The sequence below is a fragment of the Vibrio sp. R78045 genome, assembly GCF_042466085.1.
Taxonomy (GTDB): domain Bacteria; phylum Pseudomonadota; class Gammaproteobacteria; order Enterobacterales; family Vibrionaceae; genus Vibrio; species Vibrio cyclitrophicus.
Window position 1 is genome coordinate 818526 of sequence record NZ_JAXHBS010000008.1, and the last position, 13421, is coordinate 831946.

Annotated in this window: 14 protein-coding genes; 4 read left to right on the top strand and 10 right to left on the bottom strand. The window is 43.1% G+C overall.

All coding sequences use genetic code 11. The annotated features are described in order from the left end of the window. Positions 1 to 165 precede the first annotated feature (165 nt). On the top strand, positions 166 to 2871 hold the full coding sequence (gene adhE / locus SJY39_RS06240; protein ID WP_016769062.1) for a bifunctional acetaldehyde-CoA/alcohol dehydrogenase: 2706 nt from the start codon (positions 166 to 168) through the stop codon (positions 2869 to 2871). 151 nt (positions 2872 to 3022) lie between these two features. Here the strand turns inward: adhE and SJY39_RS06245 are convergent, their stop codons facing one another. The 3 genes from SJY39_RS06245 to sodB all read right to left on the bottom strand — a co-directional run bounded on the left by SJY39_RS06245 (position 3023) and on the right by sodB (position 5326). Beyond that, the gene (locus SJY39_RS06245; protein WP_016769061.1) at positions 3023 to 3706 is read right to left on the bottom strand and encodes an SDR family oxidoreductase; all 684 of its coding nucleotides are present in this window, start codon (positions 3704 to 3706) and stop codon (positions 3023 to 3025) included. A gap of 266 nt (positions 3707 to 3972) precedes the next feature. Next, positions 3973 to 4476, bottom strand: coding sequence for a VC2046/SO_2500 family protein (locus SJY39_RS06250; RefSeq protein ID WP_261383653.1), 504 nt, complete (start codon positions 4474 to 4476; stop codon positions 3973 to 3975). A gap of 265 nt (positions 4477 to 4741) precedes the next feature. Continuing rightward, positions 4742 to 5326, bottom strand: a complete 585-nt coding sequence (sodB, locus tag SJY39_RS06255) for a superoxide dismutase [Fe] (protein ID WP_016799205.1) — start codon at positions 5324 to 5326, stop codon at positions 4742 to 4744. A gap of 269 nt (positions 5327 to 5595) precedes the next feature. On the opposite strand from sodB, the gene SJY39_RS06260 reads away from it, so the two are divergent. Beyond that, positions 5596 to 5934, top strand: coding sequence for a Grx4 family monothiol glutaredoxin (locus SJY39_RS06260; protein WP_009848715.1), 339 nt, complete (start codon positions 5596 to 5598; stop codon positions 5932 to 5934). Positions 5935 to 6033: 99 nt separating this feature from the next. Further along, positions 6034 to 6663: a DsbA family protein gene (locus SJY39_RS06265; RefSeq protein WP_010437114.1), complete on the top strand. Its 630-nt coding sequence runs from the start codon at positions 6034 to 6036 to the stop codon at positions 6661 to 6663. A 209-nt stretch (positions 6664 to 6872) separates the two neighbouring features. On the opposite strand, the gene SJY39_RS06270 is transcribed toward SJY39_RS06265, so the two are convergent. Both SJY39_RS06270 and rnt read right to left on the bottom strand, forming a co-directional pair. Then, positions 6873 to 8198, bottom strand: coding sequence for a Na+/H+ antiporter family protein (locus SJY39_RS06270; RefSeq protein WP_010437117.1), 1326 nt, complete (start codon positions 8196 to 8198; stop codon positions 6873 to 6875). Between the two features lie 58 nt (positions 8199 to 8256). Continuing rightward, positions 8257 to 8907: a ribonuclease T gene (rnt, locus tag SJY39_RS06275; protein WP_010437118.1), complete on the bottom strand. Its 651-nt coding sequence runs from the start codon at positions 8905 to 8907 to the stop codon at positions 8257 to 8259. Positions 8908 to 9095: 188 nt separating this feature from the next. On the opposite strand from rnt, the gene SJY39_RS06280 reads away from it, so the two are divergent. Beyond that, positions 9096 to 9977 carry a flagellar protein MotY gene (locus tag SJY39_RS06280; protein WP_010437120.1) on the top strand — a complete coding sequence of 294 codons (882 nt, stop codon included), beginning with the start codon at positions 9096 to 9098 and terminating at the stop codon, positions 9975 to 9977. Positions 9978 to 10098: 121 nt separating this feature from the next. Here SJY39_RS06280 and SJY39_RS06285 read toward each other — a convergent pair whose 3' ends face one another. The 5 genes from SJY39_RS06285 to rsxG all read right to left on the bottom strand — a co-directional run bounded on the left by SJY39_RS06285 (position 10099) and on the right by rsxG (position 13415). Further along, complete coding sequence (locus SJY39_RS06285) at positions 10099 to 10533, bottom strand: DUF2753 domain-containing protein (protein WP_004734047.1); 435 nt, start codon at positions 10531 to 10533, stop codon at positions 10099 to 10101. 204 nt (positions 10534 to 10737) lie between these two features. Then, the gene (gene gloA, locus SJY39_RS06290; RefSeq protein WP_016790351.1) at positions 10738 to 11154 is read right to left on the bottom strand and encodes a lactoylglutathione lyase; all 417 of its coding nucleotides are present in this window, start codon (positions 11152 to 11154) and stop codon (positions 10738 to 10740) included. Between the two features lie 120 nt (positions 11155 to 11274). Then, a complete protein-coding gene (nth, locus tag SJY39_RS06295; protein ID WP_010437137.1) occupies positions 11275 to 11910 on the bottom strand; it encodes an endonuclease III in 636 nt (211 codons plus the stop codon). Between the two features lie 183 nt (positions 11911 to 12093). Continuing rightward, a complete protein-coding gene (locus SJY39_RS06300; protein ID WP_010437140.1) occupies positions 12094 to 12786 on the bottom strand; it encodes an electron transport complex subunit E in 693 nt (230 codons plus the stop codon). Continuing rightward, positions 12786 to 13415, bottom strand: coding sequence for an electron transport complex subunit RsxG (rsxG, locus tag SJY39_RS06305; RefSeq protein ID WP_010437142.1), 630 nt, complete (start codon positions 13413 to 13415; stop codon positions 12786 to 12788). The genes SJY39_RS06300 and rsxG overlap by 1 nt, the downstream gene beginning before the upstream one ends. Positions 13416 to 13421: the final 6 nt, after the last annotated feature.

Here is a 13421-nt window from a genome sequence, read left to right on the forward strand (position 1 = left end):
GGTTAATTATTTTTGGGTAACTGATCTGGGTCAATTTTTTTCACACTGTGAAATAATATACTCAGCCCTGAAAGCAATTTACTAAGAACGCTGTGAATTAGGGTTAAAGACAAGCAGTGAAATTAATAAAAAGTTTTTAATATTTATTATTTTAGGAGATCCACCATGCCTGTAACTAACTTAGCGGAACTTGATGCTCTAGTAGCTCGCGTTAAAGCAGCTCAAGAAGAGTTCGCAACATTCTCTCAAGAGAAAGTAGACGCAATCTTCCGTGCAGCTTCTCTTGCTGCTAACCATGCTCGTATTCCTTTGGCTCAACAAGCCGTTGCTGAATCTGGAATGGGTATTGTTGAAGATAAAGTTATCAAAAACCACTTCGCTTCAGAATTTATCTACAACAAATACAAAGACGAAAAAACATGTGGCATCTTAGAAGAAGATGAAAGCCTAGGCACTATGACTATCGCTGAGCCTGTAGGTATCATCTGTGGTATCGTTCCAACAACGAACCCAACTTCAACAGCAATCTTCAAATCTCTAATCTCTCTTAAGACACGTAACGGCATCATCTTCTCGCCACACCCACGTGCAAAGAATTCAACAAACGATGCAGCTAAACTGGTTTTAGACGCAGCGGTAGCAGCTGGTGCTCCAAAAGACATCATCGGTTGGATCGACCAACCATCGGTAGAGCTTTCTAACGCGCTGATGAAGCATGACGGTATCGCACTTATCCTTGCTACTGGTGGTCCAGGCATGGTTAAAGCAGCATACTCTTCTGGTAAGCCTGCGATCGGTGTTGGTGCTGGTAACGTTCCTGTAGTTATCGATGAAACAGCTGACATCAAACGTGCTGTAGCATCTATCCTTATGTCTAAAACATTCGATAACGGTGTTGTATGTGCTTCTGAGCAAGCTGCAATCGTAGTTAGCGAAGTATATGACGAAGTTAAAGCGCGTTTTGCTTCTCACAAAGCTCACGTTCTATCTAAAACTGACGCAGATAAAGTTCGTAAAGTTCTTCTTATCGACGGCAACCTAAACGCTAAAATCGTAGGTCAACCTGCTCCAGCAATCGCTGAAATGGCGGGTGTTAAAGTTCCTGCTGATACAAAAGTACTTGTTGGTGAAGGCCTTGGTAAAGTTTCTTACGATGACGAATTCGCTCATGAAAAACTGTCTCCGACTCTAGGTCTATTCCGCGCAGACGATTTCGAAGATGCTGTCGCTCAAGCTGTAACAATGGTTGAAATCGGTGGTATCGGTCACACATCTGGTCTTTACACTAACCAAGATACTAACGCAGACCGCATTCGTTACTTCGGTGACAAGATGAAGACGGCTCGTATCTTAATCAATATCCCTACTACTCACGGTGGTATCGGTGACCTGTACAACTTCAACGTTGCACCTTCTCTAACTCTTGGTTGTGGTTCATGGGGTGGTAACTCTATCTCTGAGAACGTAGGTCCTAAGCACCTTATCAACAAGAAAACTGTAGCGAAGCGAGCTGAAAATATGTTGTGGCACAAACTACCTAAGTCTATCTACTTCCGTCGTGGCAGCCTTCCAATCGCTATGAGCGACCTAGAAGGTAAGAAACGCGCATTCCTAGTAACGGACCGTTTCCTATTCAACAACGGTTACGCAGACGACGTAGTACAAATCCTTAAAGCACAAGGTATTGAAGTTCAAGTATTCTTCGATGTAGAAGCGGATCCAACACTGTCTGTTGTTGAGAAAGGCGCTGAAGCAATGAAGAGCTTCCAACCTGACGTAATCCTTGCTCTAGGTGGCGGTTCTCCAATGGATGCTGCTAAGATCATGTGGGTTATGTACGAGCACCCAGAAACTCACTTCGCGGAACTAGCAATGCGCTTTATGGATATCCGTAAACGTATCTACAAGTTCCCTAAAATGGGTAAAAAAGCTGAGCTTGTATGTATCACTACGACTTCTGGTACGGGTTCAGAGGTTACTCCATTCGCGGTTGTTACAGACGACAAGACTGGTGCTAAGTACCCACTAGCTGATTACGAAATTACGCCAAACATGGCTGTTGTTGATGCTAACCTAGTAATGAACATGCCTAAGTCTCTAACAGCATTCGGTGGTTACGATGCAGTAACTCACGCTCTTGAAGCTTACGTATCTGTTCTTGCGAACGAATACTCAGACGGCCAAGCTCTTCAAGCTCTTAAGATGCTTAAAGAATACCTACCATCAAGCTACAAAAATGGTGCAGCTGACCCAATCGCTCGTGAGAAAGTACACAACGCAGCAACTATCGCTGGTGTAGCATTTGCGAACGCATTCCTAGGTGTGTGTCACTCAATGGCTCACAAAATTGGTGCTGAGTTCCACCTACCACACGGTCTTGCTAACGCACTGCTTATCTCTAACGTTGTACGTTACAACGCGAACGATAACCCAACTAAGCAGACTGCATTCTCTCAGTACGATCGTCCACAAGCACGTCGTCGTTACGCTGAAGTTGCTGACCACCTAGGCCTAAGCCAAGCTGGTGACCGTACTGCTCAGAAGATTGAACGTCTACTGACTTGGTTAGAAGAGCTTAAAGTTGACCTAGACATCCCACTATCTATCCAAGCTGCGGGTGTTAACGAGTCTGACTTCATCGCTAAACTAGACGAGCTAGCTGTTGAAGCGTTCGATGACCAGTGTACAGGTGCTAACCCACGTTACCCTCTAATCACTGAGCTAAAAGAAGTTCTAACAACTTCTTACTTCGGCCAACCATACGTTGAAGGCGAAACTTTCGAAGGTACTACAGTTATCCTTAAGAAAGCAGATCAAAAGCCAGCTGACGCGAAAGCGCCAAAAGCTAAAAAAGAAAAAGCTAACGCATAATAAGTAAGCATTAGTTTTGAGATAAGTTTTCGCTAGCACGAACCTTATCTAATCGGGAAAAGAACAAAGCCCCAGTCGAGAGACTGGGGCTTTTTTATGTGGTCGGTTAGGTTAAAACTAACAATATAAAAAGTAAGAAAATAAAAAGGATCTACACTTCGGCAGCGACGACACGTCCGCTGAAGTAGTCATTAGAAATGATGTACTCGGTTGTTCTGGTCAGTTCATCTTGTAGTTGAGCCCAATGACATCGGTTGAGTTTTCCGTCTGCATTGTGAACGGCAGGAACGACCCCACCAACTCGTATCCCGAATGGGGTGAGTTCCTTAGCCCAACTATGGGTAAAGCCGGTAATCATTGAGTTAGCACTTTCTAAACCTGATACATCACTGAAATCATCATGAGAGATCACATTGACGATCACGCCTTCTTTATCTTCTTCTCGTAATCGCTCAGCACTTATCTGGCCAAATGCAAAAAGGGTAGAGGCTTTCGAAGACAAATCATCAATATAACTACTGACGGGTTGGTCGCCAATCAAACTTGGCATTGGAACGCTGATCCAGTTGTTAACTAACACATCAGGTGTCGTATTGAAGGTGTGCTGGACAAAATCGAAGACCGCTAGTATGGCTTGGTTATGATTACTTTCGAGCGTATAGCGGTAGACCGAATCAGAGAGTCGAGAGCATTGGGTATAGGTTTCTTGCAGTGCTGTAGGATCTTTATCACAAAGGATAACGGTGGCTCCAAGGTTAACAAAGTGGTTCGCAATCGTTCCTCCCAAGCGCGAGCCTGCTGATGTCACCAATATGATTGAGCTTTTTATTTCCATCCAAACACCTAAGAAAATAATCTATGTCGTTTAAGGATGGGTTAAATTTCATACAACGGGTGTGAATTGGTTCAAACTAAGACGTACCAATTGATAAGTTTGTATGAACTTAGTGGCAGCTCACATTTTGTAGTAACTTCAAGACGTAACCCACAATTTGTATTTTGAGTGTGCCTAAGGCTAGTGGTTCATATCACTCACATCAATTGCTTAAGGGATACAATTTAGGAGCTGATGAGCAGGCAGTGAGGTAAGGTTTGTTGTGACTATACTTGGGCCTGAATTTGATACTGACGTTGAGCGGTAGAGAGATCGTTGTAAAGAGTCGCATTAGGTAATTCAGGTAAGTGCTTATTTGCAAGTTTTCGTCGGTCGTGACCTGAAAGGTTTTGGTAGACGTCTTCGGGAAAATCGCCAGTATCTTCAGGCATAAAAGCCAGTGCTTCTGGTTTTAAGTAATGACTTAGTTTTGCACTAGCAAGGCTTGCTTGATGAAAGTAATTCGACTGTTGTGCAGAAATTTCGTATGAGGATTGATCAGAACGCAATTGTTGAGGTTCAGCGACACCAAATTGTTTGCGCAGGCGATCTTCGCTAGTCTCGGTTACCTCGATAGTATTTATAGGAGTACAATCGCGGACATCATTAGAGAACATGGATAGCAGCAACGCGAAATCTGCACGGCGACCTTGTTCAACCGCTTGGTTGATCCCGATGCCGAACTTTAGTTCGTTGATGATTCCTGCTTTGTCTAAAGTGTGTATTTGCATGTTGCCTCTCATTTGATACACCTTTAACGGCACGGAGTCGGCAAACTTTAGTGTTTAGTTACAGACAAATACATAATCTATGTAGAGCAGATAAGAGCTTAGTTTCGATTAGGGGTAACTGAAGGAGTCGGTGATAAAACAAGCTCTGTTAACTCATTTCACCTTCCATGTTCAAGCTGAAAATACGACGGATACAAAAAAGCTCACGCCGAGGCATGAGCTTTTAATAAGTCACTCGCTATTAATAGCGCAGCATAAGTAAAAATTACTTAGCTAGATTCTCTTCTACGAAAGACCAGTTTACTAGGTTCCAGAATGCAGCCATGTAGTCTGGGCGAACATTGCGGAAATCGATGTAGTAAGCGTGTTCCCATAGGTCAACAGTTAGAAGTGGAGTAACACCTTCATCTGTTAGAGGAGTTGCAGCGTTAGAAGTGTTAACGATGTCTAGAGAACCGTCAGCTTTTTTAACTAACCAAGTCCAAGAAGAACCGAAGTTGTTGATTGCTGAATCAGTGAATTTTGCTTTGAATTCTTCGAAAGAACCGAATGCGGCGTTGATAGCTTCTGCAACAGCGCCAGTTGGTTCGCCGCCTGCTTTAGGAGCAAGACAGTGCCAGTAGAACGTGTGGTTCCAGATTTGAGCAGCGTTATTGAAAACACCACCAGTAGAAGTCTTAATGATTTCTTCTAGTGTTTTGCCTTCAAACTCAGTACCTGGGATAAGACCGTTTAGTTTAACAACGTAAGTGTTGTGGTGCTTACCGTGGTGGAAATCTAGCGTTTCTGCTGAGATATGTGGTTCTAGCGCGTCTTTCGCGTAAGGAAGAGCCGGTAGTTCAAATGCCATTGCTCAATTCTCCATTGATATGAAAGAGTTAACTCTTTCGATTGCTTCCAGTGATATTATTATTCATGGCTGGCTATACTGACAACCATGGTCAATTTGCTGACTTGCGATATAGTTTAGCAAGTTTTTACTTTATTAAAAGCTTAATTCATCACTTTTGTGTGAATTGTTAGCTTAACTTGTTAACCATTTTTTTTATATGGTTTTTATTCTTTTGGTTTGGGGTAGAATAAAGGCAATGAAAGCCGTAATCCATTAACGAGGAAGCAATGGAAACTATCGATAAAATCAAACAGCAAATTGAAGAAAACACCATTCTACTTTACATGAAAGGTTCTCCTAAGCTGCCAAGCTGTGGTTTTTCTTCTCAAGCATCTCAAGCTCTAATGGCGTGTGGCGAAAAATTTGCATATGTAGACATTCTACAAAACCCTGATATCCGTGCAGAGCTTCCAGCTTACGCACAATGGCCAACTTTCCCACAACTTTGGGTTGAAGGTGAGCTAATCGGTGGTTGTGACATCATTCTTGAGATGTTCCAAAAAGGTGAACTTCAGCCAATCGTTAAAGAAGCAGCGGCTAAAGTTGCTGGCGATGACGCTGAGTAAGTTCTCGCTTTTTTGCTTGAATAGATAAAATGAGGGGCCTTAATTAGGCTCCTTTTTTGTTTTAATTGATTGAGTCATTGACTCAATAAGGAATGAACAATGGACGTGAAACTTCATTATGTACATGACCCAATGTGCAGCTGGTGTTGGGGATACAAGCCAACACTTGAGTTATTGAAACAACAATTGCCTGCGAGCATTGAGTTTAATTACGTAGTTGGCGGTTTAGCTCCTGATTCTGATGAGCCAATGTCTGAGGAGATGAAAGGCAAGCTTCAGGCTATCTGGAAGCAGATCGAAGCTAAGCTGGGTACTGAATTTAACCACGAATTTTGGACTGAGTGCAAACCTGTGCGAAGCACCTATCCAGCGTGCCGCGCTGTGATAGCTGCTGGTTTTCAAGACCACTATGAAGCCATGCTTGAAGCGATTCAACATGCTTACTATTTGCGTGCGATGTTGCCACACAGCCAAGATACTCATCTGCAACTCGCTGAAGAGTTGGGTATGAACGTACAACAGTTTGAAAATGATCTTTCTAGCAAACTATTGGAAAGTGAATTGGATGACCAGTTAGGCTTTAAAGAAGCGATAGGCGTACATTCTTACCCAACGTTAATGCTTGAAGTTAACGGTATCTTCACTGAGGTTGCGTTGGATTACCATTCGTCGGAGACGACGCTTAAATCTATTCGTGAAGTACTTGTGAATAGCGCTCCTACTGCTTAGTTCAATGAGAGCTCTAACTCTCAATTAGTTCACACTACTTTGAAGGCTTACTTACAACAGTAAGCCTTTTCTTTTATCTGGCGCAATGAGTTTATTGAGGTGGTAAAGGGTAAGAGAGAATAAAAGAGCAAGATATATCCCAGATACAAAAAAGACCGCACGAGGCGGTCTTTGTAATAATAGCTTAGGTTCTTTACTACAGAACCTAATTACAGAACCATAGCTGCAATCCAACCGAATACGATCAGTGGGATGTTGTAGTGCAAGAATGTTGGTACGACGGTTTCCCATACGTGTTCGTGTTGACCATCAGCATTTAGACCAGATGTTGGACCTAATGTTGAGTCAGAAGCCGGAGAACCAGCATCACCTAGCGCTGCCGCTGTACCCACTAGCGCGATAGTGGCCATTGGTGAGAAACCAAATGCCGCCGCTAGAGGAACGTAGATAGTTGCAAGGATTGGAATCGTCGAGAACGAAGAGCCAATACCCATTGTTACTAATAAGCCGACTACCAGCATAAGCAGAGCTGCTAGAGGCTTGTTGTCACCGATACTTGTTGAAAGTGCTTCAACTAGAGATTCAACACCACCAGTCTGTTTCATCACTGCTGCAAAACCTGCTGCTGCAATCATGATAAAGCCGATCATTGCCATCATGTGAACACCCTTAGTGAAGACATCGTGTGTCTCTTTCCAAGCAATTACGCCACCGAAGGTGAATACCATGAAACCAGCCAGAGCACCGATGATCATAGAGCCCGTCGACAGTTGAACGGTTAATGCAGCAACGATACCAGCTGCCGCTACTAGGATGTGCTTCTTGTTGATCTCTTTTACTTCTGTTGAAACAACAGTGTGAGACGTTTCTTTGTATTGGCGAGGTTTACGGTAAGTAAAGAATACCGCCGTTAGAAGGCCGAAGATCATGCCGGCTGCTGGTAACAACATTGCCATTGGTACTTGGCTTGCTACTACGCTTTCAAGACCGTTGTCATGAAGGTTTTTTAGTAGGATGTTGTTTAAGAAGATACCGCCAAAACCAATCGGTAACACCATGTAAGGTGTGATTAGACCAAAAGTAAGTACACACGCAACTAGACGACGGTCTAGGTTCATTTTTGCGAATACGCCTAATAGAGGTGGGATTAAGATTGGGATAAAGGCGATATGTACAGGAATCACGTTTTGTGAAGACATGGTCACTAAGATCAAAGACGCAAGGATACCGTACTTAAGACCATTAGATGCCGCGCTGTTCTCTTTGCCGTGAATACGCTTGATTACGCTTTGAGCTAGTAGGTCTGTGATACCAGACCTAGAGATAGCAACAGCAAAAGTACCAAGCATTGCGTAGCTAAGTGCGATAGTTGCACCGCCACCTAATCCACTTTCGAAAGCAGCTACAGCGTCGTTCAGACCCATACCAGAGGCTACGCCACCGATAATTGCACTGAACGTGAGAGCAACAACTACATTTACGCGCATCAAAGCTAAAACAAGCATGATGCAAACTGAAATTACAACAGGATTCATATTATTCTCGAGATGTTGTGTTTTTTATGAAGGCAATACGAACGAACGTTTACCGATTCTATTTTTGTTGTTCGTCAACAAGAGGCCAACCACCAAGGGCTTTCCATTTGTTTACAATGCCGCAAAATAACTCTGTGGTTTTTTGCGTATCATACAAAGCAGAGTGTGCTTCTTTGTTGTCAAATTCCATCCCAGCAGTGCGGCAAGCTTTAGCCAAAACGGTTTGACCGTAGGCAAGACCACTAAGAGCTGCAGTATCAAAAGTTGCAAATGGATGGAAAGGGACGCGTTTAAGCTTACAACGCTCACTTGCTGCATTTACGAAGTTTAAATCGAATGTAGCATTGTGAGCGACCATGATTGCGCGACTGCAATCTGAAGCTTTTTGTTCTTTTCTCACTAGCTTGTAGATTTCTTTAAGGGCTTCTTGCTCCGACACAGCACCACGTAATGGGCTAAATGGGTCTTTAATTCCGTTAAAGTCTAATGCTGCCTGCTCTATATTTGCGCCTTCAAAAGGCTCAATGTGAAAATGAAGCGTTGATGCAGGTTGCAGATCTCCGTTCTCATCCATTCTTAATGTAATGGCACAGATCTCTAATAATGCATCTGTTTCTGCGTTAAACCCTGCGGTTTCCACGTCGATGACCACGGGAAAATAGCCACGAAAGCGGTTTTTTAGGGTCAGAGCTTCGTTTTCTACAGTCATGTTAGCCCAAATAAGTGTGATTAAGGCTACATTATTGCAGATAATAGCAGTGATAAAAACTAGGGAACGGCAATAATTAATAAATTAGCCACTCTATTGCGGCTTGATATTTGCATATTTAAACTCGATAGAAATATGCGGCAATTGGCTGCATTGTTAAACGAATTGCTTAAGAGATACTCCACTTTATGAAGAAACAACTCATAACAGGTTCAATGTTATTTTCGCTACTTATGTCGTCATCGGTATTGGCACAAGAAAAGCGTTACGGAGCATCTCCTCAACAGTCGGAATGGGAGATGGTGGCCAATACACCACTCGAATGTCGTTTAGTTCATCCGATTCCCAATTTCGGTGATGCTGAGTTTTCATCTCGTGCAAGCAAAAAAATTATTTTGGACTTTGAACTTAAAATGCGTCGTCCAATGGGAGCAACACGTAATGTTAGCTTGATTTCTATGCCGCCACCTTGGCGTCCGGGCGAGAGTGCTGATCGCATGACAACCATCAAGTTCTTCCAACAATTTGACGGCTATGTAGGTGGTCAAACAGCTTGGGGGATATTGAGCGAGTTGGAGAAAGGTCGCTACCCGACATTCAGTTATCAAGAATGGCAGAGCCGAGATCAGCGGATTGAGGTATCTTTATCGTCAGTGCTATTTCAAGAAAAGTACAATGTGTTTAGTGACTGTATTGCCAATTTGTTGCCTTATAGCTTTGAAGATATCTCTTTTACCATTTTGCACTACGATCGTAACAGCGACCAGTTGAACAAATCGTCACGTAACAGGCTAAGCCAGATTGCTGATTACGTTCGCTACAACCAAGATATTGATCTTGTGCTAGTGGCCACGTATACCGATTCTGCTGACAGTAAAGGCATCAGCCAAAACCTTTCAGAACGAAGAGCTGAATCACTAAGAGAGTACTTTAAGTCACTCGGTTTGCCAGAAGACCGTATTCAAGTTCAAGGATATGGTAAGCGTCGCCCGATTGCTGACAACAACTCGCCAATTGGTAAAGATAAAAACCGACGCGTTGTGATCTCTTTAGGCCGTACACAGGTTTAAACTGAATAGCTTGTCTAGATAAAGATAAAGATAAAGATAAAGATAAAAATGCCTATCTACGTGATGGGCATTTTTTGTTTGGATAACATGTCGATTTGGCTCTAATTATTCGAGGCAACCATTAATTCAAGCGGAACCGAGCAATCATTTCACAGTTGGTCGCAGTATCGATTTTTTCAACCATAGAGGCTATTTTAGGATTTGGATGACGTTTCATGAAATCGATAAGGGCTTTTTTACAACAACCAATAGAATCTATAAAGCTAGAGCATTGCGTATTAGGGCACTGAGGAATCAGTGTCAGGACCTTTTCAGAGGCAAGCTGAAGGTACTTAAGTTCATATTCTGTATCGCCCGCCCATCGCCAAAACTGAGCAAGGTTGTGGCAAGAGATGACCGAAATCAGTAAGCGTTCATCGGCCTGAATATCAGTACGCTCAGTAATTTCTTCGCTTAAATTCAACGCCTGCTGATAGTGAAGAATGCTTCGTACAGGATCGTCGAGTTGCAATGCAGTATCGGCAAGTAACGTGTGTTTTTCCCATTCGCTAATCATTGTATAACCTCACTAATCAAGATGGGTTTAATTTAAATGATAATCATTATCATGTAAAGTTTCATCGATTAGATTGTGAATAATACTGGGTAAAGAATATTGATTATGAATGAATTGATAAAAAAGAAGCGAGCATAGTGCTCGCTTCTCTTGTGCATTAATTTAGCTTTTGCTTTCAAAGCCTAGTATCGCAATGGTTAGTGACTAACCTTCGAGGCCTGCACTTGCTTGTTTGTTCTGAATAAGCTCAATCATGTAGCCGTCAGGGTCTTTTACGAATGCAATGTGAGTAGAACCGCCTTTTACAGGGCCGGCTTCACGAGTCACGTTACCGCCAGCGGCTTTAATCGCGTCACACGTAGTGTAGATATCATCAACACCGATCGCTACGTGACCGAAAGCTGAGCCTAGGTCGTATTCAGTTGTGCCCCAATTGTAAGTTAACTCAATAACAGCACCTTTAGATTCGTCACCAAAGCCAACAAAAGCCAGTGTGTATTCGTACTCTTTATTTTCGTTCTTACGTAATAGTTGCATGCCCATTACGTTGGTGTAGAACTCGATAGATTTATCTAGATCACCAACTCGTAGCATGGTGTGTAAAATACGACCGTTTGACATGATTTGCTCCTAGCGTTAACTATGTTTACGTTTTTTGTAATTCTGTTTTATGCCGCCAGAAAAGTGCGGCACGGTTTAGCTTCTTAGCTTCTTAGCTTCTTAGCTTCTTAGCTTCTTAGCTTAGACGTCTGTTTTTTCCTTGAACTCACACAAATCCTCAATGATACAGCTGCCACAACGTGGTTTACGCGCGACACAGGTATAACGTCCATGAAGAATGAGCCAATGGTGGACATCCAGTTTGAATTCTTTGGGAATGACTTTGAGCAGCTTAGCTTCAACATCGTCGACCGTTTTGCCCATCGCTAATTTAGTGCGGTTTGATACGCGGTAGATGTGGGTATCAACGGCAATGGTTGGCCAACCGAAAGCAGTATTCAATACCACGTTGGCTGTTTTACGGCCAACACCAGGAAGGGCTTCTAATGCAGCGCGATCTTCCGGTACTTCACCATTATGTAGGTCAAGCAGCATGCGACACGTTTTAATGGTGTTTTCTGCTTTCGAATTAAAGAGGCCGATTGTCTTGATGTACTCTTTTAAGCCATCGACACCTAGGTCGAAAATAGCTTGTGGAGTATTAGCCACTGGGTAAAGCTTATCAGTGGCTTTGTTGACGCTGACATCAGTTGCCTGCGCAGATAAGAGCACGGCGATCAGCAACTCGAAAGGGCTGTTCCAGTTAAGCTCGGTTTCTGGCTTTGGATTGTTTTCTCTTAAACGCTCAAGTATTTCTACTCGTTTTACATTGTTCATAGCGACATTACTTTCAAATAGTTAGGGCTTGAGCTCCGGAGTTGGTATTCAATAAACTCTAAATGCTCAGGCTTTATCATCGGTTACGCGCTCTTATGAGCGTCATTATTATGTGTACTTGGTCAATCTAATTATCTGCTGAGCGGTTGAGCTACTCAGCAGGGTTTAAGCTACTGTAACTTATTAAGCATTGGTAACGCGAGCGCGTTCAATGGCTGGTTTTTCTTGTTTTGGCTGTCTAGATTTTACTTGGTTGTCGATGATGTTTTTCAAAGCAATCAAGAAACCAACACCAATAAAGGCACCTGGTGGAAGCAGGGCTAGCAAGAAGCTGTTATCAAATTGGAATATCTGGATTCGTAACACTGAAGCCCAGTCGCCAAGAAGTAGGTCTGCACCATCAAAAAGGGTTCCGTTACCAATAACCTCACGCATCGCACCCAATACAACCAGTACCGATGTCATGCCAAGACCCATCCAAAAACCATCTTGAGCAGCAGGTAAAACTGCATTTTTTGAAGCAAAGGCTTCCGCTCGGCCAATGATGATACAGTTGGTTACAATCAGTGGTATGAAGATACCCAAAGATAGGTAAAGGCCATACGCGTAAGCATTCATCAGAAGTTGAACACAGGTTACCAGTGAAGCAATGATCATCACGAATACTGGGATTCGAATTTCTTTTGGTACATGGTGACGAACCAAAGATACACAGACGTTCGAACCGACTAATACAAGCAATGTAGCAATGCCTAACCCAAGCGCGTTGGTCACCGTTGACGACACAGCCAGTAATGGACACAGCCCAAGAAGTTGCACTAGGGCAGGGTTGTTGGCCCACATGCCATTTTTAATTAGTGTTTTATGGTCACTCATTATTCACCGCCACAATTTAGAGGTTGAGCAAGCAATGCTTGGTTGTTTTGGTTAACGTACTGAACCGCTTGTTTCACTGATTTTACGACGGCTCTCGGTGTAATGGTTGCGCCGGTAAATTGGTCAAAATCGCCACCATCTTTACGAACTTTCCAACGCTCAAGGTTAGAGTCAGTTACTTGTTTACCCGAAAATGAGAGTATCCAATCAGTCACTCGTAAATCAATTTTATCACCCAGACCTGGAGTTTCTTGGTGTGAAAGAACGCGAGTACCTAAAATAGTACCGTCGATTTTCATTCCAACAATGACCTTAATCGCCCCGTTGTAGCCATCGGGTGCAATCGCTTCGATCGCAATCGCACTTGGCTCACCATTGAGTTTAGCAATGTAAGCAGGCATCGCTTGTTGCGTCCCCAACTCTTCTGCTTGAACCAGAGTGCAGGCTGAAAATAGTTCATTATCATGCAGGTCGTGCGGAATCACCTGGTTAAGCACAGATAATAGTTGAGCCTGTTCTTGTTGCTTAATCTGATCTTTGGTGAGGTAGTGAGTTACCGCCACTAATCCTGTCGAAGCACAAGCAAAAACCGCGAGTACAAGGCCATTTTTTTTAATTGCATTTAGCATGGTATC